Origin of the sequence: Pseudomonas shirazica (assembly GCF_015168335.1) — a bacterium.
Taxonomy (GTDB): domain Bacteria; phylum Pseudomonadota; class Gammaproteobacteria; order Pseudomonadales; family Pseudomonadaceae; genus Aquipseudomonas; species Aquipseudomonas asiatica.
On record NZ_CP063456.1, the window covers coordinates 5,696,631 to 5,718,421 of the forward strand.

Below are 21,791 nucleotides of genomic sequence, written 5' to 3' on the forward strand. Positions count from 1 at the left end.
CTCGTGATTGTTAGTCCCCAAAAAGCATCAAGAATCCCCGGTACCGGGCTGCGCAAGGCCCTGATGGCCAGTGTTGCACTGGTCGGCCTGATGAGCGCGGGCCAGCTGTGGGCATTCAATCTTGACGATGTTGCAGCCAAGGCAAAGGATCTGGCCGGCCAGAAGTACGAAGCACCGAAAAGCAACCTGCCGGCCGTATTCCGCGACATGAAATTCGCGGACTACCAGAAGATTCATTTCCTGCAGGAAAAGGCCGAGTGGGCCAAGGACAAGACCCCGTTCAAGCTGTCGTTCTATCACCAGGGCATGCACTTCGATACCCCGGTGAAGATCAACGAGGTCACCGCCACCAAGGTCGAGGAAATCAAGTACGACCCGAGCCGTTTCGAGTTCGGTGACGTGCCACACGACCCGGAAACCACCAAGAACCTGGGTTACGCCGGTTTCCGCGTGCTGTACCCGATCAACAAGGCCGACAAGCAGGACGAGATCATGACCCTGCTTGGCGCCAGCTACTTCCGCGTGGTCGGCAAGGGCCATGTATATGGCCTGTCGGCCCGTGGCCTGGCCATCGACACCGCACTGCCGTCGGGTGAGGAGTTCCCGCGCTTCACCGAGTTCTGGGTCGAGAAGCCCAAGCCGGCCGACAAGCACCTGGTCATCTACGCCCTGCTGGACTCGCCGCGTTCCACCGGCGCCTACAAGCTGACCCTGCGCCCAGGCAACGATACCGTGGTCGACGTGCAGTCCCGCGTGTTCCTGCGTGACCATGTCAGCCGCCTGGGCATTGCCCCGCTGACCAGCATGTACCTGTTCGGCCCCAACCAGCCGTCCAAGGTCCTCAACTACCGTCCGGCCCTGCACGACTCCGAAGGCCTGTCGATCCATGCCGGCAACGGCGAATGGCTGTGGCGCCCGCTGAACAACCCGAAACACCTGGCCGTGAGCAACTTCAGCGTCGAGAACCCGCGTGGTTTCGGCCTGATGCAGCGCCAGCGCGCCTTCAGCGACTACGAAGACCTCGACGACAACTACCAGAAGCGCCCGAGCGCCTGGATCGAGCCGAAGGGGGACTGGGGCAAGGGCACCGTCGACCTGGTCGAAATCCCGACTGCCGACGAGACCAATGACAACATCGTGGCCTTCTGGAGCCCGGAAAAGCTGCCTGAGCCAGGCAAGCCATTCGAGTACGCGTACCGCCTGCACTGGACCATCGACGAGCCGAAGTTCCAGGCTCCCGAGCTGGGCTGGGTCAAGCAGACCCTGCGTTCCACCGGCGACGTCAAGCAATCCAACCTGATCCGCCAGCCAGACGGCAGCGTGGCCTTCCTGGTCGACTTCGCCGGCCCGGCGCTGGCCGCCCTGCCGGAAGACACCGCCGTGCGCAGCCAGATCAGCGTGGGCGACAACGCCGAGGTGGTCGAGAACAACCTGCGCTATAACCCTGAGACCAAGGGCTGGCGCCTGACCCTGCGTTTGAAGGTCAAGGAAGCCAACAAATCGACCGAAATGCGTGCCGCGCTTGTGCGTGACGTGCCGGTCGAAGCCGCCAAGCCTGCCAAGGACGCCAAGCAGGACAAGGCTGCAGCCAAGCAAGCCAAGGCCGAGAAAGCCGCCAAGGCCGAACAACCTGCCGCCGATGCGGCGCCCACCAACGGGACCCCGGCCACCACCGAGAAGGTGCTGACCGAGACCTGGAGCTATCAGTTGCCTGCCGATGAGTAACTCAAGCGCAAGGCCGGAATCGCTTCGCGAGTACCTGGCCCACCTACCACTGAGCGACGAGCAACGGGCGGAACTCGCCAGCTGCACGTCATTCAGTGAGCTGCACCAACGCCTGGCGGCCAACCCGGCCGCCAGCTCTGCCGAGGCCGTGCAGGCCTCGGTGGGCCCGCGCCTGACCGTAGGCAGCGCCGCCGAGCTGGAAGACGCCGAAATGCTTGGTGTCGACGGCAGCGGCCGCCTGTGCCTGAAGATCGCCCCGCCGATCAAGCGCACCAAGGTCGTGCCCGAGCCATGGCGTACCAACGTGCTGATCCGCATGTGGCGGCGCATGACTGGCCGCACCAACGCCCCGCAGCCGCCCAAGCGCGAGCTGCCGCCAGCCCGCTGGCGTACGGTCGGTTCGATCCGCCGTTACATCCTGCTGGCGCTGATGATCGGCCAGACCATCGTTGCCGGCTGGTACATGAAGGGCATCCTGCCGTACCAGGGCTGGTCGTTCGTGGACTTTGACGAAGTCGTCAACCAGCCGCTGTGGGACACCGTGGTGCAGGTTTGGCCGTATGCCTTGCAGACGTCCATCCTGGTTCTCTTCGGCATCCTGTTCTGCTGGGTATCGGCGGGCTTCTGGACTGCGCTGATGGGCTTCCTCGAGCTGCTCACCGGGCGCGACAAGTACAAGATTTCGGGTAGCAGTGCAGGCAACGAGCCGATCGCGCCCGAGGCGCGTACCGCGCTGGTGATGCCGATCTGCAACGAAGACGTGCCGCGCGTGTTCGCCGGCCTGCGCGCAACGTTCGAGTCGGTGGCCGCCAGCGGCAACCTCGATCGCTTCGACTTCTTCGTGCTCAGCGACACCAACGACACCGACATCGCCGTTGCCGAGCAACAGGCCTGGCTAGACGTGTGCCGCGAAACCAAAGGCTTCGGCCGCATCTTCTACCGCCGTCGTCGGCGCCGGGTGAAGCGCAAGAGTGGCAACCTCGACGACTTCTGCCGTCGTTGGGGCGGCGAATACAAGTACATGGTCGTACTCGACGCCGACAGCGTCATGAGCGGCGAGTGCCTGAGCAGCCTGGTGCGCCTGATGGAGGCCAACCCGGACGCCGGCATCATCCAGACCGGGCCGAAGGCCTCGGGCATGGACACCCTGTATGCGCGCCTGCAGCAGTTCGCCACCCGCGTGTACGGCCCGCTGTTCACCGCCGGCCTGCACTTCTGGCAGCTGGGCGAGTCGCACTACTGGGGCCACAACGCGATCATCCGCATGAAGCCGTTCATCGAGCACTGCGCCCTGGCGCCATTGCCGGGCAAGGGTGCGTTCGCCGGTGCAATCCTCTCCCACGACTTCGTCGAAGCCGCGCTGATGCGCCGTGCCGGCTGGGGCGTGTGGATTGCCTACGACCTGCCGGGCAGCTACGAAGAACTGCCGCCGAACCTGCTCGATGAGCTCAAGCGCGACCGCCGCTGGTGCCACGGCAACCTGATGAACTTCCGCCTGTTCCTGGTCAAGGGCATGCACCCGGTGCACCGTGCGGTGTTTCTCACCGGTGTGATGTCGTACCTGTCGGCGCCGCTGTGGTTCCTGTTCCTGGTGCTGTCGACCGCGCTGCTGGCCACCAACACGCTGATGGAGCCGCAGTACTTCATCGAGCCGTACCAGCTCTACCCGCTGTGGCCGCAGTGGCACCCGGAGAAGGCCGTGGCGCTGTTCTCCACCACCATCGTGCTGCTGTTCCTGCCCAAGCTGCTCAGCGTCATTCTGATCTGGGCCAAGGGCGCGACCGAGTTTGGCGGGCGCATCAAGGTCACCCTGTCGATGCTGATGGAGATGCTGTTCTCCATGCTGCTGGCACCGGTGCGCATGATCTTCCACACCCGCTTCGTGCTGGCCGCGTTCCTCGGCTGGGCCGCGACCTGGAACTCGCCGCAGCGTGACGACGACTCCACGCCGTGGAGTGAAGCGGTGCGCCGCCACGGCCCGCAGACCCTGCTGGGCATCGGCTGGGCGGCGCTGGTCGCCTGGCTGAACCCGAGCTTCCTGTGGTGGCTGGCGCCAATCGTTGGTTCGCTGGTGCTGTCGATCCCGGTTTCGGTGATCTCCAGCCGCACCCGCCTGGGCCTTGCCGCCAAGGACGAGAAGCTGTTCCTCATCCCCGAGGAATATGCCACCCCGCAAGAACTGCTGGCCACCGACCAGTACACCCACGAAAACCGCTGGCATGCCCTGCATGACGGCTTCGTGCGGGCTGTGGTCGACCCGCGGCAGAACGCCCTGGCCTGTGCCATGGCCACTGCCCGTCATGGTCAGGCAGCGCCGATCGAGGCACTGCGCGCCGAGCGCGTGGCCAAGGCGATGGAGGTAGGGCCGAAAGGGCTGGATCTCAATACCCGCCTGGCCCTGCTCAGCGACCCGGTGGCGCTGACCCGCCTGCACGAGCAGGTCTGGGCCGAGCACAATGCGGCGTGGATCGACGTGTGGCGTGCGTCGATCAAGAACGACCCGCATTCGCCGCTGTTGCCGTTGCATCCGGAGAATGAAGGCCAACCGGCACTCGTCGGCGCCTGATCGGCCCAGGGGCCGCTTTGCGGCCCTATCGCGACACAAGGCCGCTCCTACAAGGGAATGCATGCCCCTGTAGGAGCGGCCTTGTGTCGCGAAACGAGGGCAAAGCCCTCGCTAGCAATGTCCCTGCATGATGGATTTTGGCCAACAAAGTCCCCCCCGGCTCTAGGTCCCCGAGCCGCCATGCGTTAGCATCCCTCTCCGATATGACGCATCGGCCGCCACGGCCATGCCAACAATAAGATTCGCTACTTTTCTTGCTAGGGGACTTGGTGATGATCAAGAAATACCTTTCGCGACTGCTGGTCGGTGTCACCGCCCTGGTCGCCGTAACGGCCGCCCAGGCGGGCGCGATCGATGACGCGGTCAAGCGCGGCACCCTGCGGGTGGGCATGGACCCGACCTACATGCCGTTCCAGATGACCAACAAGCGTGGCGAGATCATCGGCTTCGAAGTCGATATCCTCAAGGCCATGGCCAAGTCCATGGGCGTCAAGTTCGAGCCGGTATCCACGGCCTATGACGGCATCATCCCGGCCCTGCTGACCGACAAGTTCGACATGATCGGCAGCGGCATGACCCTGACCCAGGAACGCAACCTGCGCCTGAACTTCAGCGAACCCTTCATCGTGGTTGGCCAGACCCTGCTGATCCGCAAGGAACTGGCGGGCGAGATCAAGTCGTACAAGGACCTGAACAACGAGAAGTACCGCATCACCTCCAAGCTCGGCACCACCGGCGAAATGGTTTCCAAGAAGCTGATCGCCAAGGCCAAGTACCACGGCTACGACAACGAGCAGGAAGCGGTGATGGACGTAGTCAACGGCAAGGCTGACGCCTTCGTCTACGACGCGCCGTACAACGTGGTGGCAGTGGACAAGGCCGGTGCCGGCAAGCTGCTGTTCCTCGACGAACCCTTCACCTACGAGCCGCTGGCCTTCGGCCTGAAGAAAGGCGACTACGACAGCATCAACTTCATCAACAACTTCCTGCACCAGATCAAGCATGACGGGACCTACGATCGTATTCACGACAAGTGGTTCAAGAACAAGGACTGGCTGAAGGAAATGGAATAAGGCCCAGGCCACAAGCCGGCTTTATGACCCCGACGCGCAGGCAAACCCTGCGCGTTTGCATTTACGGAAGTACCCCACGTGATCAAACACAAGAAAGCCCAGTGGCCCTGGCACGGTTTGACTGCTCTGGTCCTGGTGGGCCTGGCGTTCAGCCTGTACATGGCCACCTCGATGATTTCCTACGAGTGGCGTTGGAACCGCGTCCCGCAGTACTTCGCCTACAAGGCCGAGGAAGCACAGCGCGCCGCCGGTTACGGCACCGTGCAGGACATCGTCATCTCTGGCGACAATGCCCGTGTCACGCTGAAAGATGAGAGCGGTGCCGAGCAGGTGCTCGATGTAGACAAGGACAGCCTGCAGCTGGCCCGTGGCGACGACGTTTCCGAAGGCGACCAGATTGGCGTCACCCGCCACTGGGCGGCCGGCCCGCTGGCCTGGGGCCTGTGGACCACGCTTTGGATTTCTGTGGTGTCCGGTGCCCTGGGGCTATTGATCGGCCTGTTCGCCGGCCTCTGCCGCCTGTCCAGCAACCCTACGCTGCGGGACCTGTCGACGGTGTACGTCGAGCTGGTGCGCGGTACACCGCTGCTGGTACAGATCTTCATCTTCTACTTCTTCATCGGTACCGTGCTCAACCTGTCCCGCGAGTTTGCCGGGGTGGCCGCACTGGCGTTGTTCACTGGCGCCTACGTGGCCGAAATCGTTCGTGCCGGCGTGCAGTCCATTGCCAAGGGCCAGAACGAAGCGGCCCGCTCGCTGGGCCTGAACGCGGGCCAGTCGATGCGCCACGTCATCCTGCCGCAGGCCTTCAAGCGCGTGCTGCCGCCTTTGGCCGGCCAGTTCATCAGCCTGGTCAAGGACACCTCGCTGGTCTCGGTGATCGCCATCACCGAACTGACCAAGAGCGGCCGCGAGGCCATTACCACCTCGTTCTCGACCTTCGAGATCTGGTTCTGCGTGGCAGGCCTGTACCTGCTGATCAACCTGCCGCTGTCGCACCTGGCCAGCCGGCTCGAGCGGAGGCTTGCGCAAAGTGATTGAAGTCCGTGACCTGCTGAAAGTCTTCGACACCCGTGGCCACGTGGTACGGGCTGTGGATAACGTCACCACCCAGGTCGCCAAGGGCGAGGTGGTGGTGGTGCTCGGCCCGTCGGGCTCGGGCAAATCGACCTTCCTGCGCTGCCTCAACGGCCTGGAGCATTTCGACGAAGGCCATGTGGCCATCGACGGCCTGCAACTGGCCGACCCGAAGACCGACATCAACGCCTACCGCCGCGAAGTCGGCATGGTGTTCCAGCACTTCAACCTGTTCCCGCACATGACCGTGCTGGAGAACCTGTGCCTGGCGCAGAAGGTGGTGCGCAAGCGCAACAAGGCCGACCGCGAAGCCAAGGCCCGGGCGCTGCTGGAGAAGGTAGGCATTGCGCAGAAAGCCAACGAATACCCGTCGCGCCTGTCCGGTGGCCAGCAGCAGCGGGTGGCGATCGCCCGGGCCCTGGCCATGGACCCGAAAGTGATGCTGTTCGACGAGCCAACCTCGGCGCTTGACCCGGAAATGGTCGGCGAGGTGCTGGACGTGATGAAGACCCTGGCCCAGGAAGGCATGACCATGGTCTGCGTTACCCACGAAATGGGCTTTGCCCGTGAAGTGGCGGACCGCGTGCTGTTCTTCGATCATGGCAAGCTGCTGGAAGATTCGGCCCCGGCCGCGTTCTTCGCCTCGCCGAAAGACCCGCGCGCGCAGGCGTTCCTGCGCCAGGTGCTTTAACCGAAGGGGGGCGCTTTGCGCCCCAATCGCCGGCAAGCCGGCTCCCACAGGAGTGCCACAGGTACTGAGAACTGTACGGTCCCTGTGGGAGCTGGCTTGCCGGCGAATGGGCTGCAAAGCAGCCCCCCGCAATCTCAAATGCTGAACCGCCCCACCATCCCCCGCAACTGCTGCCCCAATTGCTCCAGTTCCCCGCTCGACGCCGCCGTCTGCTCACTGGCCGCACTGGTCTGATCCGACACATCGCGCACATTCAGCACACTGCGATTGATCTGCTCGGCGACCACGCTCTGCTCTTCGCTGGCCGTGGCGATCTGCTGGTTCATGCCCTGGATGTTCGACACGGTGTCAGTTATCTGGCTCAGGGCCTGGCCTGCCTTGCGACTCAGCTCCACGCTCTGCTCGGTCAGGCTCTTGCTGTTGTCCAGCAGGCGGGTCACTTCGTCGGTGCCGTTGTGCAGGCTGTCGATCAGTTGGCCGATTTCCTCGGTCGCCGTCGAGGTACGCTGGGCCAGACCGCGCACTTCATCGGCCACCACGGCAAAACCACGCCCGGCTTCACCCGCCCGTGCCGCTTCGATCGCCGCGTTCAGGGCCAGCAGGTTGGTCTGCTCGGACACTGACTTGATCACATCGAGGATGCTGCCAATGCGCTGGCTCTCGCCCGCCAGGTGCTGCATGGCCGCCAGACAATGGTCCATCTGCCCGGCCAGCTGTTCGATACGGCCAATGGCTTCGGCCACCACCTGGTCGCCGATCTGCGCCTGCTGGTCGGCGTTGGTCGCCGCCAGCGAGGCCTGTTCAGCGTTCTGCGCCACTTCCTGCACGGTGGCGCTCATCTGGTTCATGGCCGTGGCCACCTGGTCGGTTTCCTCGCGTTGCTGGTTGATGCGCAGCTTGGTGTCTTCGCTGCTGGCCGCCAGCTGTGTGGCGGCCTGTGACAGGTGGCTGACGCCCTGGTCGATGCCACCGATCAGCTCGCGCAGGCTCAAGGTCATTTCGCGCATGCTGGTTTGCAACTGGCCCATCTCGTCGCGGCGTTGCACCGGTTCGACCTGGCTCAGGTCGCCCTTGGCGATGCGCCCGGCCACGGCCAGGGTCTGGCGCAAAGGTTGGGTGATCTGCAGGGTGATCAGCCAGCCGGCCACGACGCCTACGACCAACGCCAGCAGGGCTACAGTGGTCAGCAGCGAGCGGGCCTCAAGGGCTTCCCTGTCGCGCTGCTCGATCTTGCGTTTGCCAAGTTCCAGGCTTACCGCGCGCAGCTCGTTGCCCATGTTCTCCATGTTGTTTTGCAGCTGTTCGACACGCACCGCAGCCCGACGATACTCATCCAGGCTGGCGCGGTACTTGGCCAGCTGCTCGCCGGGCTGCTGGGTGAGCGCATGGGGCAAGCCAAGTGGAGCAAGGCCTTTGAGCAGTTGCGCAAGGCTGCTGGCGGCGGCATCCAGGGAGGTGTCGCCGACCTTGGCGAAGCTTTCCACAGGGGAGAAGGTATAGGCCGGAATCAGGCTCTGCTGGTTGGCACCGTCGATATGTCGGCCAAGCGTGTCCATCAGCCCCAGCACACCGCTTTGCTGGCTGTCGGCAGGCATCCTCAGCAAGGCCTGGGTCTGGAGATCGTCGATTACTTCGGTGAGCTTCTGCTCATGGGCCTGCATGGCCTGGCGCAGGGCGATACGCTTGGCGACAGTATTCTCCAGCGCGCTGAAATCGCCGCGCAGGCGCTGCAGCAACGCCAGCTTTTCGGTCAGCATCTGCCGGGATTCATCCACGCTGCTACGTTGTTGCAAGGTGCTCAGCATGCTGTTGAGCTGGTCGAGAATGTTGGCTATCCGCGTTCTGCTGGCATTGTCGTTGAGTACGCGGTAAGTGATGCGCTCTGCGCGCAAGTCTTTGGTCAGGTCGTTGATCAGGCCGATTTCGCTGAGTTGCTGCGAGCGCACAATGGCGTCATCCAGTGCACGCCAGCCACTGACGGTAGTGGCCAGGGTAAGCAGCAGGACTACGGCAAAGCCGAGGGCGAGCTTGGCTGCGACACTGATGTTGCCGAGCTTGCGGTTGAGGTAGCCGAGCATGAGGAATCTCCGTGCGATTGGGGGCGAGGATGCAGGCGCATTGCTGGCATCACACCTTTGCCAATCGGCAGCGGAGCTGTAGGACTTGACCTGATAATCAGGTAGGAAATTTCACTTCAACAGGTAGGAATACTCCACCTGCGCCGGCCTCTTCGCGGGTAAACCCGCTCCCACAGGTACTGCACAGATTTTGAGAACTGTGCGGTACCTGTGGGAGCGGGTTTACCCGCGAAGAGGCCAGTACAGGTGACCTACACATCAGCCTAGAGCCTGAACCGCCCCACCAACCCTTGCAGGTGGGTACCCAACCGCGCCAGCTCCACGCTGGAACTGGCCGTCTCTTCACTGGCCGCCGAGGTCTGGTCAGAAATATCCCGCACGTTCATCACGCTGCGGTTGATCTCCTCAGCAACAGCCGTCTGTTCTTCCGCTGCCGTGGCAATCTGCTGGTTCATGGCCTGGATCGAAGACACGGTACGGGTGATGGTCTCCAGCGAACTGCCGGCTCGGCGGGTCAGTTCGACGCTGCTGTCGGTCAACTGGCGGCTGCTGTCCATCACGCTGGCCACACGCTGGGTGCCGCTCTGCAGGCCGGCAATCAGCTCTTCGATCTCTTCGGTCGATTGCTGGGTGCGCTGCGCCAGGCTGCGCACCTCATCAGCCACCACAGCAAAGCCACGCCCGGCCTCGCCGGCCCGGGCCGCCTCGATCGCCGCGTTGAGGGCCAGCAGGTTGGTCTGCTGGGCCACCGACTTGATCACGTCGAGCACGCTGCCGATCTTGTCGCTTTCGGCCTTGAGCTGGTTCATCGCTTCGCTGGAATTGACCACTTCGCCGGCCAGGCGCTCGATCTGCGCCACCGCCTCGCCCACCACACGGTCGCCTTCGCGGGCTTGCTGGTCGGCCATCAACGCAGCTTCCGAGGCCTGCTCGGCATTGCGCGCCACCTCATGCACGGTGGCGGTCATCTGGTTCATGGCGGTTGCCACCTGATCGGTCTCGACCTTCTGGTTGTTGACTCCGGCACTGGTCTGCTCGGTCACCGCCGACAGCTCCTCGGCAGCACTGGCGATCTGCGTGACGCCATCACCGATACCGCTGATCAGTTCGCGCAGGCCCTGGGTCATGCGCTGCATGCTGGCCTGCAACTGGCCCAGTTCGTCGCGGCGTTGTACCTGCAGGTTCAGGGTCAGGTCGCCACTGGCCACGCGCTCGGCGGCGTGCAAGGTCTGGCGCAGCGGGACGATGATCTGCCGGGTGATGGCCCAGGCCGCCAGCAGGCCGAGGGCCAGGGCCAGCACGGTAGCCACGGCAAGCACGGTCTTGGCCTGGGCCGCCCCGGCGTCGCGCACAGCGGTTTGCGATGTGGTCATCGCCTGGCTGGTCTGCAGCAGTACCGTGCCGTGCTCGACCATGCTCTGCAGGGCCTGCTCACTGGCGGCCTGGGCATTGCCGAACTGGGTGACCGCGTCGCGGTAGCCTGCCAGGGCGGTGGTGGCATCGTCCAGGCTGGCAGCGTGCTCCGCCGGCACTTTGGCCGGTAGCGCGCGTAGCTCGGCCAAGGCCTGGTCGATGGCCTTCAGCGCCGTTTGCTGGTAGTCGGCGTTGCCGCTGTAGGTGTAACCGCGTACCTGGAACCGCGCCTGTTGCAACAGGGCGCTGACTTCCACCGCGTGCTGGTACTGGCTGATATCGCCACCCTGCAGCAGGCCGCGTTGCACCCGGCCAATCAGCTCCGCGGCCTTGTCGGCAGTGTCGCCTAGCACGGCGCGGCTGGCCTCGCGGCGCTGGCCGGCCTGTTTCAGGTCGTTGAATGCCTGCTGGTAGCCGCGCACGGCCTCGCGCTGCTGCTCAAGGCGCTGTCTGTCAGCGGGCTGCTCGATCTGCCCGAGCATAAGCTGCACCTGGCGCTCGAGATTGCCCAGGGCTTTTTCCAGCTCTGCCACCGAGGCTTCGTCAGGCTGGCGCTGGTAATGCTGGCGGGCGATGCGCAGTTCCTGGGTGTACTGCTGGATGACCGAGATGTTTCCCAGCTTGTCGCCACGGTTGATGATGCTGTCCATGCCGTGCCAGCCAGCCAGGGTAATGGCCAGGGTCAACAGCAGCACCAGGCCGAAGCCCAGCCCCAGTTTGCGATTGACGCTCACATTGCCCAATGATTGGGCGAACCATTGATACATGTACGACTCCCCGGCGCCTTGGCAGCACGATTAATTGTTGTGTTGCCAAGACAATCGGCCTGGGGAAGGGAAACTTTATGGGTAAAAATTGACTAGAGTGTCAGAAAATCCGTGAAAGCAGCGCTGTCACCGCGGTCTCTACCCGCAGGATGCGGTCGCCCAGCTGGACCGGAGCCAGGCCTGCCTTGCCCAGCAGGTCCACCTCGTAGGGGATCCAGCCGCCCTCCGGGCCGATGGCCAGGGTCACGTGCTGCTCCACGGCGCGCGGGCAGGCGGGGTAGGGGCCGGGGTGGCCGACCAAGCCCAGGGTGCCTGCGGCGATGGCCGGCAGGCGGTCTTCGACGAACGGTTTGAAGCGCTTCTCGATGATCACTTCGGGCAGCACGGTGTCGCGGGCTTGTTCCAGGCCCAGGATGAGGTTCTCGCGAATGCTGTCCGGGTGCAGGAACGGTGTTTGCCAGAAGCTTTTCTCGACCTTGTAGCTGTTCAGCAGGATCAGCCGCGGCACGCCGAGGGTGGCCACGGTCTGGAACAGCCGGCGCAGCATTTTCGGCCGAGGTACGGCCAGCACCAGGGTCAGCGGCAGCTTGGCCGGTGGCTGCTGGTCAAAGGCGACTTCCAGTTCGGCTTCGTGCTTTTCCAGGCGCAGCACCGTGGCCTTGCCCATCAGGCCGTTGATTCGCCCCACGCGCAGGTTGTCGCCCACCGCCACACGGTGGATGTCCTGCATGTGGGTGAAGCGCCTATCTGCGAGGACGACGCGGTCGGCCGAGACGAAGTCGGCCTCTTCAAGGAGCAACAGGTTCACGGTTGGGTCGCTGGTGGCTGGTCGTTGTGGTCGTTGGCGGTTTCGTCGTGGGCGCTGCGCTTGCGGATCAGACTGCCGCACAGCACGCCGATCTCGAACAGCAGCCACATGGGTACGGCCAGCAGGGTCTGGGAGAAGATGTCCGGCGGGGTAAGGACCATGCCGACCACGAAGCAGCCGATGATCACGTAGGGGCGAATCTTCTTCAGGTACTTCACGTCGACCACGCCGATCCATACCAGCAGCACCACCGCCACCGGGATTTCGAAGGCCACGCCAAAGGCGAAGAACAGCGTCATCACGAAGTCGAGGTAGCTGGCGATGTCGGTCATCATCGACACGCCTTCTGGCGTGGCGCTGGCGAAGAAGCCGAAGATCAGCGGGAACACCAGGAAATAGGCGAAGGCCATGCCGGCGTAGAACAGGAAGATGCTCGACACCAGCAGCGGAATGGCAATGCGCTTTTCATGGCGGTACAGCCCGGGTGCGATGAAGCCCCAGATCTGCTGGAGGATGAACGGAATCGCCAGGAACAGCGAGACGATCATGGTCAGCTTGAACGGCGTGAGGAACGGCGATGCCACGTCGGTGGCGATCATCGTGGCATTGGCCGGCAAGTGCTCGCGCAGCGGTGCGGAGACCAGGGTGTAGATCTGCTGGGCGAAGGAGAACAGCCCGGCAAAGATCAGGAAAATGACGGCAACGCAGCGCAACAGGCGGGTGCGCAGTTCGGTCAGGTGCGAAACCAGCGGCATTGGCTGGTCGTGTTCCGGATTTTCGCTCATGGGGCTCGCGGCGGTTGAGGCGGTTCAGAAGGCGTGGCCGGGGCGGCAGCGGTCTCGACCGGCCTGGCTTCGAGCCCGGCGGGGGGCTGAACGGTTGCGGTGGTGACAGGCGGCTGCGCCGGTGGCGTCATCGGGTTGAGGATGCGCTTGGCTTCCTCTTCCATCTGCAGGATGTGCTCGTTGTGCAGCTGGCGGCGGATTTCGTCGGCGCCGATTTCGCGCTCCACTTCCATCTTGATGCTGTTGAAACTGCGCTTGAGCCGGCCGATCCACAGGCCTGCCGTGCGCGCGGCACCGGGCAGGCGCTCGGGGCCGAGCACCAGCAGGGCGACCAGGCCGACGAGCAGCAGCTCGCTGAAACTGATGCCGAACATGGGTCAGTCTTTCCGCTGCGGCTCTTGGACCGGCTGGGCCTGGCCTTCGATGGTGTGGCCCTGGTTCTGCTGGGCAGTGTTCTGCACCGGTGGAACGGGTTGGGCAGGCGGCGGGGTCTGCTCGGCTGGCTTGTTCTCTTCGTCACTCATGGCCTTGCGGAAGCCCTTGATCGACTCACCCAGGTCACTGCCGAAGTTCTTCAGCTTCTTGGTACCGAACACCAGGACCACGACCACTAGCAGGACGATCCAGTGTTTCCAGTCAAAGATACCCATTTCGTACTCCTGAAAAATGTGTGTTGGCCCTATCGGGGCTGCATTGCAACCATTGTGGGAGCGGGTTCACCCGCGAAGAATGCAACGCGGTGTATGGCACCGGCTTTGCCGGTGTTCGCGGGTGAACCCGCTCCCACAGGCCCCGAAAATACGTCAGGCAGCAGGCGTTCGTGCAGCCTTCTCATCATGCCCGGAAAGCCCGAAGCGGCGTTCCAGCTCATCGAGCACGGCCTGCGGATGCTGGCCCAGCGCGCTGAGCATTACCAGGCTATGAAACCACAGGTCGGCGGTTTCGTAGATGACATCGCTGTAATCCTTGCTGACCGCGGCGTCCTTGGCGGCAATGATCGTCTCGACCGACTCTTCGCCGAGCTTTTCGAGGATCTTGTTCAGGCCCTTGTGGTACAGGCTGGCCACGTAGGAGCTGTCGGGGGCCGCTTGCTTGCGTTCTTCAAGCACTTCGGCCAGGCGGTTCAGGGTGTCGCTCATGTCAGTGTCCTGCGCTGTAGATGGCATCCGGGTCTTTCAGGACCGGGTCGACGGTTTTCCACTGGCCGTCTTCGAAGACGCGGTAGAAGCAGCTTTCACGGCCGGTATGGCAGGCGATATGGCCCAGTTGCTCGACCATCAGGATGATCACGTCGGCATCGCAGTCCAGGCGCATTTCATGCAGCTTCTGCACATGCCCGGATTCCTCGCCCTTGCGCCACAGCTTGCCACGCGAACGCGACCAGTAGATGGCGCGTTGCTCGGCGGCGGTCAGGGCCAGCGATTCGCGGTTCATCCAGGCCATCATCAGCACGCGTCCGGTCTTGTGGTCCTGGGCGATCGCCGGTACCAGGCCCTCGCTGTTCCACTTGATCTCGTCCAGCCAGTCTTTCATCGTCGACTCCAAAGCGGGCCCGCTCCTGTGCCGGGCCCTTTGCGCTAGTGTGCCAGCCATGGGCGCGGCTGGCTATTGGCGCACGATCAGGTAAAGGCCGGCGGCCAGCATCAGCCAGGCCGGCCAGGCGGCAGGGGCGGCCAGGCTGGTGGCTGCGGCGGCACCAGCGGCCAGTACCGCGCCCCCGCCGAGCAGGCCGGCGCCGAGCAGGCGCAGCGCCCAGCGGTCGCCCTGGCGGCGCCGCTCCGGCAGTTGCGGATCGTGCAGGTGCGGTTGCGACAGGCGCTCGAGCAGGTCGCGGGCCATGTCGGCCAGGTGCGGCAGTTGCTCGACCTGGCTGTGGATGTTGCCGAGCACGGCCTTGGGGCTCATGCGGTCGCGCATCCAGCGCTCGAGGAATGGCTTGGCGGTGCTCCACAGGTCCAGGTCTGGGTACAACTGGCGGCCCAGGCCCTCGATGTTGAGCAGGGTTTTCTGCAGCAATACCAGCTGCGGCTGCACTTCCATGTTGAAGCGCCGGGCGGTCTGGAACAGGCGCATCAGCACCTGGCCGAAGGAAATATCCTTTAACGGTTTTTCGAAGATCGGTTCGCACACGGTGCGGATCGCCGCTTCGAACTCGTTGACCTTGGTGTGCGCCGGCACCCAGCCCGAGTCGATGTGCAGTTGGGCGACGCGGCGGTAGTCACGCTTGAAGAAAGCGATCAGGTTGCGCGCCAGGTAGTCCTGGTCCTCAGCGGTCAGGCTGCCGACGATGCCGCAGTCGATGGCGATGTACTGCGGGCTCCATGGTTTGACAGTGCTGACGAAGATGTTGCCCGGGTGCATGTCGGCATGGAAGAAGCTGTCGCGGAACACCTGGGTGAAGAATACCTCCACGCCTCGTTCGGCCAGCAGCTTCATGTCGGTGCGCTGATCGGCCAAGGTGGCCATGTCGGTCACCGGCACGCCGTAGATGCGCTCCATTACCAGCACCTTGGGGCGGCACAGGTCCCAGTACACCTGGGGCACGTACATCAGCTCGGAACCTTCGAAATTGCGCCGCAACTGGCTGGCGTTGGCCGCTTCGCGCAGCAGGTCGAGCTCGTCGTAGATGGTTTTTTCGTAGTCGCCGACGATTTCCACCGGGTGGAGGCGGCGGGCGTCGGCCGAAGCGCGCTCGGCGGCCTTGGCGATCAGGAACAGCCAGGCCAGGTCCTGGGCGATCACCGGCTTCAGGCCCGGGCGCACCACCTTGACCACCACTTCCTCGCCACTTTTCAGGCGCGCAGCATGCACCTGGGCCACCGAGGCCGAGGCCAGTGGTTCGACGTCGAAGCGGCTGAACAGTTGCGTTACCGGGGCGCCCAGCTGCGCCTCGATCAGTGCCACGGCCTGCTTGGGGTCGAACGGCGGCACGCGGTCCTGCAGCAGCATCAGTTCATCGGCTATGTCGTTGGGCAGCAGATCACGGCGGGTGGACAACAACTGGCCGAACTTGATGAAGATCGGCCCCAGGTCCTGCAGGGCCAGGCGCAGGCGCGCGCCTCGGTTGAGCTCTGACGGCTTGCGCGGCAGCCAGCGCCACGGCATCAGCAGGCGCAGGCTCATCAGCCACCAGGGCAGCGGCAGGTCGAACAGCAGGTCATCGAGACGGTAGCGAATCACCACACGCTGGATGCGAAAAAGACGGCGGACGGCGAGCAGCTTCATGCGTTATCGCTGGTATCAAGGGATCGGGAGAGGCGCTTGAGGCGCGCCTCGAGGCGTTCTGTATCGAGCTTCAGGGTATCGAGCTCGCTGAAGGCGGCTTCGGCTTCGCGCTTGCCGACCAAGGTACGGGACTCTTCGGCCAGGTACTCGGAAAGGTTCTGGCTGAAGCGCGCCAGGCCCTGGCGGGTCCAGCGTGCGCGCAGGCGGATGTGGCCGGCCAGCAGCGCCGTGGCGACCGGGCCAAGCCAGCGTTGCAGTTCGTGTTCCCAGTCCAGCTCCAGGTCCTGCAGCACACCGAACAGGTCGAGCAGCACGGCGCTGTCGCCATGCAATTCGACTTGCGGGCTGTGCAGCACGGCGGTCTTGTCCCTGGCCAGGGCCAGTTGCGCCAGGCTGCCGGCCGGGGCGCGCAGGCTGCAGTTGACCTCGCCTTGCCAGTGGGCGGCGAGCATCAGGCCCTCTTCATCGGGCAGGATGAAAACCTGCAAGGCCGGCTGGCGGCAGTCGATCTCGATGACCTTGCCCTCCAGCGCGGCCAGCCGCGGCAGGGCCGTGCTGTCCATGCGCAGGACGCGGTTCAGGCCATGTTCGGCGCTGGCGAGCAGCCCGGCCAGCAGCATCAGGGCTTGATCCCCCGATGCACGGCAACGATGCCGCTGGTCATGTTGTGGTAGGTGACCCGGTCGAAACCGGCCTCGACCATCATGGCCTTCAGGGTTTCCTGATCGGGGTGCATGCGGATCGACTCGGCGAGGTAACGGTAGCTCTCCGAGTCGTTGGTGATCAGCTTGCCGGCCAGCGGCATGAAGGCGAACGAGTAGGCGTCGTAGGCCTTGGACATCAGCTTGTTGGTCGGCTTGGAGAACTCCAGCACCAGCAGGCGACCGCCTGGCTTGAGCACGCGCAGCATCGAGCGGATGGCTTCGTCCTTGTGGGTGACGTTGCGCAGGCCGAAGGCGATGGTCACGCAGTCGAAGTGGTTGTCCGGGAATGGCAGCTTCTCGGCGTCGGCCTGAACGAACTCGATGTTGCCGGCCACGCCACGGTCGAGCAGGCGGTCACGACCGACCTTGAGCATCGATTCGTTGATGTCGGCCAGCACTACCTGACCGGTCGGGCCGACCAGCCGCGAGAACTTGGCGGCCAGGTCGCCGGTACCGCCGGCGATGTCCAGTACACGATTGCCGGCGCGTACGCCCGACAGCTCGATGGTGAAGCGCTTCCACAGGCGGTGCATGCCGCCGGAAAGCACGTCGTTCATCAGGTCGTACTTGGCCGCTACCGAGTGGAACACCTCGGCGACTTTCTTCGCCTTCTGGCTTTCAGGGACGTCCTGGTAACCGAAATGGGTGGTGGGTTCGGCGTGGTCGCCTTTGCGCTGGTCGTTCATATCGCTTCACCGGAAAAAATTACCGCCATTCTAGGGCGAACGGGCAGATTTGTCTTGGCGGGGTGTGCCAGTGGGCAGGGGCGGGCATAATGCCCATTATGTCTTCATCTTCAGGAACACCCGCATGACCCAGATCAGCGTCGAACGCAAACATTCCCTCGGCCGCGATGCCGCCCGTGCCAAGGCTGAAGCGCTGGTCGACAAACTGACCCGCGAATACGACCTCAAGGCCACCTGGAACGGCGACAGGGTCGACGTGGCGCGCAGCGGTGCCAACGGCAGCGTGCACATCTTCGATGACCGCATCCGCGTCGAATTGAAGCTGGGCATGATGCTGTCGATGATGAGCGGCACCATCAAGGGCGAGATCGAGCGGGCGCTGGACAAAGCCCTGGCCTGACCCCTTCCGGCGGCCATGCTCGTTCACCTTAGGGTGAAGATTCTAATTTCCCTCTCTACCTTGTGCTCAAGCCCAACCTCCATGGGCGGTTTATCCTCCACTCATGAGCATGAGGTACAGAGCATGGCCAAAGTGACTGTGAAGAAAAAGGACGACGCCCCGGGCACGCTGGGCGAGGTGCGCGGCTACGCGCGCAAGATCTGGCTGGCGGGCATCGGCGCCTATGCGCGTGTGGGCCAGGAAGGCTCCGACTACTTCAATGAGCTGGTCAAGGCCGGCGAAGGCGTCGAGAAGCGTGGCAAGAAGCGCATCGACAAGGAGCTCGATGCTGCCAACAATCAGATCGAAGAAGCGACCCAGGAAGTCAGTCGCGTACGCGGCAAGGTCGAAGTTCAACTGGACAAGATCGAAAAAGCTTTCGACGCGCGGGTAGGTCGCGCCTTGAATCGCCTTGGCATTCCGTCTAAACATGACGTTGAGGCGTTGTCCATCAAGCTTGAACAGCTGCACGAGCTGCTCGAGCGCGTCGCGCACAAACCATAAGGAGAGCAGGATGGCTGGCAAGAAGAATTCCGAGAAAGAAGGCAGCTCCTGGGTCGGCGGGATCGAGAAGTACTCCCGCAAGATCTGGCTGGCGGGGCTTGGTATCTATTCGAAGATCGACCAGGACGGCCCGAAGCTGTTCGACTCGCTGGTGAAGGATGGCGAGAAGGCCGAGAAGCAGGCGAAGAAGACCGCCGAAGATGTTGCTGAAACTGCCAAGTCGTCGACCACTTCGCGTGTGTCGGGCGTGAAGGACCGTGCGCTGGGCAAGTGGAGCGAACTCGAAGAGGCCTTCGACAAGCGCCTGAACAGCGCCATCTCGCGCCTTGGCGTGCCGAGCCGCAACGAGATCAAGGCCCTGCACCAGCAGGTGGACAGCCTGACCAAGCAGATCGAGAAACTTACCGGCGCTTCGGTTACCCCGATTTCGTCGCGCGCTGCGGCCAAACCGGCTGCGAGCAAGGCGGCGGCCAAGCCACTGGCCAAGACGGCAGCGGCCAAGCCTGCGGCGAAAACTGCGGCGGCCAAGCCGGCGGCCAAGACTGCTGCGGCGAAACCTGCTGCCAAGACTGCAGCGGCCAAGCCTGCGGCGAAACCGGCAGCGGCCAAGCCGGCTGTGGCGAAGAAGCCGGCAGTGAAGAAAGCACCGGCCAAGCCAGCAGCCGCCAAGCCGGCAGCTCCAGCGGCGAGCGCCGCTCCGACCGCTAGCGCAGCTCCTGCACCAACCGCGGCTCCGGCCAGCAATCCGCCTTCGGCACCGACAGGCACCGGTACCCTGATCTGATACCGCGTCGCCTTCTTCGCGGGCTTGCCCGCTCCCACAGGTCCTGTGTGCACTCGAGCACTGCATTTCACCTGTGGGAGCGGGCATGCCCGCGAAAGCCGCGACACCGAAACAACAGGCTTACCCCTCCAGATACCTCACCGCCAACTGCTCCGCCGCCCCCCGCGCCTGGGCCTGCAGATGCGGCGCCACCAGCATCATCACCTGGTACACCACAATCCCCACATCCCCCTCGCGCCCCAGTACCCGCTGGTAATCCAGCGAGAACATCAGTGTCAGGGTGATCTGCTCCACCAGTTGCCCCAGCGCCTGGGTCTCGCTCTCTACCAGCCCCTGGCCCTTGAGGCTGGCCAGCAACGCCGCCAGTGTGCGCTTGAGTGCGTTGATCAGGCTGCGCATGCCGCGGGCCAGTTTGGGCAGGCGCCCGGTCAGGTTCGACAGGTCCTGGAACAGGAAGCGGTACTGCGCCATGCGTTCGACGATCAGGTGCAGGAACAGCCAGTAATCCTCGGCATCCAGGCGTACCTCCAGTGGCGGGTCGAGCAAGGGCATTAGCGCTTCTTCAAAGCGCTCGAACAGCCCCAGCACCAACGGCTCCTTGCCGTGGAAGTGGTAGTAGAGGTTGCCGGGGCTGATGCCCAGTTCGTTGGCAATTTCCAGGGTGGATACGTTCGGTTCGCCTTGCTGGTTGAACAGCTGCAGGGCGCATTCCAGGATACGGTCGCGAGTCTTCATCCAATTGGCATGCTCATCGAGTCAGCACGTAGGTACCCGGCGCGGGGCCCAGCGGTGGGTAGGTGGCATTGCCCAGTTCGCTGCGTGGTGCCTTGAGCGGGCCGGAGCGCGGGGTGATCCACTCCAGCCACAACGGCCACCAGCTGCCTTCGCTGCGCTTGGCGTCGTGGAACCAGGCACGGGGGTCGCTGGACAGCTTGGGGTTGGCCAGGTAATAGGCCTTGGGGTTGCCGGGCGGGTTGATGATGCTCTGGATGTGCCCGCTGTTGGCCAGCACGAAGCGACGGTCGCCGCCCAGCAGCAAGGCCGAGCGGTACACCGCATCCCACGGGGTGATGTGGTCGTTGCTGCCGGCTACGGTGAAACTGTCCAGATCGACCTTCTGCAGGTCGATGGGGGTGCCGCATACCTCCAGGCCGGCTGGGTGAGTCAGCGGGTTGAGCTTGAAGAAGTCCAGCAGGTCGCCATGCAGCGCGGCGGGCAGGCGCGTGCTGTCGGCGTTCCAGTACAGGATGTCGAAGGCTGGTGGTGTCTTGCCGAGCAGGTAGTTGTTGACCCAGTAGTTCCAGATCAGGTCGTTGGGCCGCATCCAGGCAAAGATCCGCGCCACCTCGGCGCCATCCAGCACGCCGCGTTGGTAGGAGCGGCGCTTGGCGGCTTCGATGGTCTGCTCGTCGGCGAACAGGCTGGCGGGGCTTTCGAACTTGCTGTCCAGAAGGCTGACCAGGTAGGTGGCGCTGCGCACCCGACGCAGCTGGTGCTTGGCCTGCAGGTGACCCTGCAGCGCGGCCATGGTCAGGCCGCCGGCGCAGGCACCCATCAGGTTGGGGTCGCGGTTGCCGCTGATGCTGCGGCAAGCGTTGAGCGCTTCTTCCAGGGCCTGCACGTAGCTCGACAGGCCCCATTCGCGGTGTCGCGGGTCGGGGTTGCGCCAGCTCACCATGAACACCTGCAGGCCGCTCTTGAGCATGTACTGGACGAAGCTGTTGGTCGAGCTGAGGTCGAAGATGTAGAACTTGTTGATCTGTGGCGGCACTACCAGCAGTGGCCGGGCGTGCTGCTTTTCGCTCATCGGCTTGTACTGGATCAGCTCCAGCAGCTCATTGCGAAACACCACGGCGCCGGCGGTTGCAGCCAGGTTGCCGCCCACTTCGAAGGCGCGCTCGTCGACCTGGCGTGGTAGGCCATCGTTGTGGCGCAGGTCATCGAGCAGGTGGGCCACGCCGCGTACCAGGCTCTGGCCACCGCTGTTGAACAGTTCCTTGACCGCCAGCGGGTTGAGCAGCGAGTTGCTCGGCGCCAGTGCATCGTTGATCAGGTTGAACAGGAAGTGCGCACGGGCCCGGTCATCGTCGTCCAGGTGGCTTTCCTCGATCCACAGGCGGGTCTGCTTCTGCCAGGCCAGGTAGGCTTGCAGGCCGCGCCGGTAGAACGGGTTCTGGCTCCATGTCGGGTCGCTGAAGCGCGGATCGCGCGGGTTCGGCTGAAACGGTGTGTCACCCAGCATCACCCTGCCCAGCTGACCACCCAGGGCCAACAGGTGATGCGCGGTGTGCAGCGGGTGACGCAGGCTTTGGCGGCTGACATTGCGCAGCGTGGAAATCAGGTCACGGCCGCGCAGGCCGAGGATGGCGTTCTGCACGTTCATGCTGGTGGCGGGAAGCGTTGTCGTTCCTTTGGCCGTTTTGTCTTTCATGGCAACACTCCCTCGTTCTAACCATGGCGCCGCTT

21 protein-coding genes and 1 pseudogene are annotated in these 21,791 nt (G+C 63.9%); 8 read left to right on the forward strand and 14 right to left on the reverse strand.

Annotation, left to right across the window (positions count from 1 at the left end; genetic code table 11):
• Positions 1–3: 3 nt before the first annotated feature.
• The 5 genes from IMX18_RS26215 to IMX18_RS26235 all read left to right on the forward strand — a co-directional run bounded on the left by IMX18_RS26215 (position 4) and on the right by IMX18_RS26235 (position 7,132).
• The gene (locus tag IMX18_RS26215; protein WP_015272100.1) at positions 4–1,725 is read left to right on the forward strand and encodes a glucan biosynthesis protein G; all 1,722 of its coding nucleotides are present in this window, start codon (positions 4–6) and stop codon (positions 1,723–1,725) included.
• On the forward strand, positions 1,718–4,291 hold the full coding sequence (gene mdoH / locus IMX18_RS26220) for a glucans biosynthesis glucosyltransferase MdoH (RefSeq protein ID WP_102085072.1): 2,574 nt from the start codon (positions 1,718–1,720) through the stop codon (positions 4,289–4,291). The genes IMX18_RS26215 and mdoH overlap by 8 nt, the downstream gene beginning before the upstream one ends.
• A 275-nt stretch (positions 4,292–4,566) precedes the next feature.
• Positions 4,567–5,364: a transporter substrate-binding domain-containing protein gene (locus IMX18_RS26225; RefSeq protein WP_054572209.1), complete on the forward strand. Its 798-nt coding sequence runs from the start codon at positions 4,567–4,569 to the stop codon at positions 5,362–5,364.
• Between the two features lie 78 nt (positions 5,365–5,442).
• A complete protein-coding gene (locus tag IMX18_RS26230; protein WP_015272097.1) occupies positions 5,443–6,405 on the forward strand; it encodes an amino acid ABC transporter permease in 963 nt (320 codons plus the stop codon).
• Positions 6,398–7,132: an amino acid ABC transporter ATP-binding protein gene (locus IMX18_RS26235; RefSeq protein ID WP_013974550.1), complete on the forward strand. Its 735-nt coding sequence runs from the start codon at positions 6,398–6,400 to the stop codon at positions 7,130–7,132. The genes IMX18_RS26230 and IMX18_RS26235 overlap by 8 nt, the downstream gene beginning before the upstream one ends.
• Before the next feature lie 134 nt (positions 7,133–7,266).
• Here IMX18_RS26235 and IMX18_RS26240 read toward each other — a convergent pair whose 3' ends face one another.
• The 12 genes and pseudogenes from IMX18_RS26240 to ubiE form a co-directional block, all read right to left on the reverse strand.
• Positions 7,267–9,210: a methyl-accepting chemotaxis protein gene (locus IMX18_RS26240; protein ID WP_015272096.1), complete on the reverse strand. Its 1,944-nt coding sequence runs from the start codon at positions 9,208–9,210 to the stop codon at positions 7,267–7,269.
• A gap of 263 nt (positions 9,211–9,473) precedes the next feature.
• Positions 9,474–10,346, reverse strand: a complete 873-nt coding sequence (locus IMX18_RS28595) for a methyl-accepting chemotaxis protein (protein WP_409201723.1) — start codon at positions 10,344–10,346, stop codon at positions 9,474–9,476.
• A 30-nt stretch (positions 10,347–10,376) separates the two neighbouring features.
• Positions 10,377–11,390 (reverse strand): annotated as a pseudogene (locus tag IMX18_RS28600) (methyl-accepting chemotaxis protein); the annotation flags it as partial.
• 100 nt (positions 11,391–11,490) lie between these two features.
• Positions 11,491–12,198, reverse strand: coding sequence for a 16S rRNA (uracil(1498)-N(3))-methyltransferase (locus IMX18_RS26250; protein WP_054572184.1), 708 nt, complete (start codon positions 12,196–12,198; stop codon positions 11,491–11,493).
• Positions 12,195–12,983 carry a twin-arginine translocase subunit TatC gene (tatC, locus tag IMX18_RS26255; RefSeq protein WP_013974546.1) on the reverse strand — a complete coding sequence of 263 codons (789 nt, stop codon included), beginning with the start codon at positions 12,981–12,983 and terminating at the stop codon, positions 12,195–12,197. Before tatC ends, IMX18_RS26250 begins: the two co-directional genes overlap by 4 nt.
• On the reverse strand, positions 12,980–13,357 hold the full coding sequence (gene tatB / locus IMX18_RS26260; RefSeq protein WP_003259854.1) for a Sec-independent protein translocase protein TatB: 378 nt from the start codon (positions 13,355–13,357) through the stop codon (positions 12,980–12,982). Before tatB ends, tatC begins: the two co-directional genes overlap by 4 nt.
• A gap of 3 nt (positions 13,358–13,360) precedes the next feature.
• Positions 13,361–13,633, reverse strand: a complete 273-nt coding sequence (locus IMX18_RS26265; RefSeq protein ID WP_003259853.1) for a twin-arginine translocase TatA/TatE family subunit — start codon at positions 13,631–13,633, stop codon at positions 13,361–13,363.
• 153 nt (positions 13,634–13,786) lie between these two features.
• Complete coding sequence (locus IMX18_RS26270; protein ID WP_015272093.1) at positions 13,787–14,122, reverse strand: phosphoribosyl-ATP diphosphatase; 336 nt, start codon at positions 14,120–14,122, stop codon at positions 13,787–13,789.
• 1 nt (position 14,123) lies between these two features.
• Positions 14,124–14,516 carry a phosphoribosyl-AMP cyclohydrolase gene (gene hisI, locus IMX18_RS26275; RefSeq protein WP_013974544.1) on the reverse strand — a complete coding sequence of 131 codons (393 nt, stop codon included), beginning with the start codon at positions 14,514–14,516 and terminating at the stop codon, positions 14,124–14,126.
• Between the two features lie 72 nt (positions 14,517–14,588).
• Entirely contained in the window at positions 14,589–16,208 is a 1,620-nt protein-coding gene (gene ubiB / locus IMX18_RS26280) for a ubiquinone biosynthesis regulatory protein kinase UbiB (protein WP_015272092.1), read from the reverse strand.
• Complete coding sequence (locus tag IMX18_RS26285) at positions 16,205–16,828, reverse strand: ubiquinone biosynthesis accessory factor UbiJ (protein ID WP_102083223.1); 624 nt, start codon at positions 16,826–16,828, stop codon at positions 16,205–16,207. Before IMX18_RS26285 ends, ubiB begins: the two co-directional genes overlap by 4 nt.
• Positions 16,828–17,598: a bifunctional demethylmenaquinone methyltransferase/2-methoxy-6-polyprenyl-1,4-benzoquinol methylase UbiE gene (gene ubiE, locus IMX18_RS26290; RefSeq protein ID WP_013974541.1), complete on the reverse strand. Its 771-nt coding sequence runs from the start codon at positions 17,596–17,598 to the stop codon at positions 16,828–16,830. The genes IMX18_RS26285 and ubiE overlap by 1 nt, the downstream gene beginning before the upstream one ends.
• Positions 17,599–17,722: 124 nt before the next feature.
• Here ubiE and IMX18_RS26295 point away from each other — a divergent pair, with 124 nt between their 5' ends.
• From IMX18_RS26295 to IMX18_RS26305, 3 genes are all read left to right on the forward strand, one after another.
• Entirely contained in the window at positions 17,723–17,998 is a 276-nt protein-coding gene (locus IMX18_RS26295; RefSeq protein WP_015272091.1) for a polyhydroxyalkanoic acid system family protein, read from the forward strand.
• 123 nt (positions 17,999–18,121) lie between these two features.
• Positions 18,122–18,541 (forward strand): phasin family protein, encoded by a 420-nt coding sequence (locus tag IMX18_RS26300; protein ID WP_015272090.1) that lies wholly within the window; start codon positions 18,122–18,124, stop codon positions 18,539–18,541.
• Between the two features lie 10 nt (positions 18,542–18,551).
• Positions 18,552–19,325: a phasin family protein gene (locus IMX18_RS26305; protein WP_054572182.1), complete on the forward strand. Its 774-nt coding sequence runs from the start codon at positions 18,552–18,554 to the stop codon at positions 19,323–19,325.
• A gap of 120 nt (positions 19,326–19,445) precedes the next feature.
• Here IMX18_RS26305 and IMX18_RS26310 read toward each other — a convergent pair whose 3' ends face one another.
• Together IMX18_RS26310 and phaC are read right to left on the reverse strand one after the other, a co-directional pair.
• Positions 19,446–20,060 carry a TetR/AcrR family transcriptional regulator gene (locus IMX18_RS26310; protein WP_025340913.1) on the reverse strand — a complete coding sequence of 205 codons (615 nt, stop codon included), beginning with the start codon at positions 20,058–20,060 and terminating at the stop codon, positions 19,446–19,448.
• 13 nt (positions 20,061–20,073) lie between these two features.
• Positions 20,074–21,756 (reverse strand): class II poly(R)-hydroxyalkanoic acid synthase, encoded by a 1,683-nt coding sequence (gene phaC, locus IMX18_RS26315; RefSeq protein WP_024087840.1) that lies wholly within the window; start codon positions 21,754–21,756, stop codon positions 20,074–20,076.
• Positions 21,757–21,791 lie beyond the last annotated feature (35 nt).

What these genes read in the sequence shown, in the direction of transcription:
- IMX18_RS26310 (WP_025340913.1), bottom strand. Translation starts at nt 20,060, where the DNA reads ATGAAGACTCGCGACCGTATCCTGGAATGCGCCCTGCAGCTGTTCAAC.
- IMX18_RS28595 (WP_409201723.1), bottom strand. Translation starts at nt 10,346, where the DNA reads ATGCAGCGCATGACCCAGGGCCTGCGCGAACTGATCAGCGGTATCGGT.
- IMX18_RS26305 (WP_054572182.1), top strand. Translation starts at nt 18,552, where the DNA reads ATGGCTGGCAAGAAGAATTCCGAGAAAGAAGGCAGCTCCTGGGTCGGC.
- tatC (WP_013974546.1), bottom strand. Translation starts at nt 12,983, where the DNA reads ATGAGCGAAAATCCGGAACACGACCAGCCAATGCCGCTGGTTTCGCAC.
- tatB (WP_003259854.1), bottom strand. Translation starts at nt 13,357, where the DNA reads ATGTTCGGCATCAGTTTCAGCGAGCTGCTGCTCGTCGGCCTGGTCGCC.
- mdoH (WP_102085072.1), top strand. Translation starts at nt 1,718, where the DNA reads ATGAGTAACTCAAGCGCAAGGCCGGAATCGCTTCGCGAGTACCTGGCC.
- IMX18_RS26285 (WP_102083223.1), bottom strand. Translation starts at nt 16,828, where the DNA reads ATGCTGCTGGCCGGGCTGCTCGCCAGCGCCGAACATGGCCTGAACCGC.
- IMX18_RS26295 (WP_015272091.1), top strand. Translation starts at nt 17,723, where the DNA reads ATGACCCAGATCAGCGTCGAACGCAAACATTCCCTCGGCCGCGATGCC.
- ubiE (WP_013974541.1), bottom strand. Translation starts at nt 17,598, where the DNA reads ATGAACGACCAGCGCAAAGGCGACCACGCCGAACCCACCACCCATTTC.
- IMX18_RS26270 (WP_015272093.1), bottom strand. Translation starts at nt 14,122, where the DNA reads ATGAGCGACACCCTGAACCGCCTGGCCGAAGTGCTTGAAGAACGCAAG.
- IMX18_RS26265 (WP_003259853.1), bottom strand. Translation starts at nt 13,633, where the DNA reads ATGGGTATCTTTGACTGGAAACACTGGATCGTCCTGCTAGTGGTCGTG.
- IMX18_RS26240 (WP_015272096.1), bottom strand. Translation starts at nt 9,210, where the DNA reads ATGCTCGGCTACCTCAACCGCAAGCTCGGCAACATCAGTGTCGCAGCC.
- IMX18_RS26300 (WP_015272090.1), top strand. Translation starts at nt 18,122, where the DNA reads ATGGCCAAAGTGACTGTGAAGAAAAAGGACGACGCCCCGGGCACGCTG.
- ubiB (WP_015272092.1), bottom strand. Translation starts at nt 16,208, where the DNA reads ATGAAGCTGCTCGCCGTCCGCCGTCTTTTTCGCATCCAGCGTGTGGTG.
- hisI (WP_013974544.1), bottom strand. Translation starts at nt 14,516, where the DNA reads ATGAAAGACTGGCTGGACGAGATCAAGTGGAACAGCGAGGGCCTGGTA.
- phaC (WP_024087840.1), bottom strand. Translation starts at nt 21,756, where the DNA reads ATGAAAGACAAAACGGCCAAAGGAACGACAACGCTTCCCGCCACCAGC.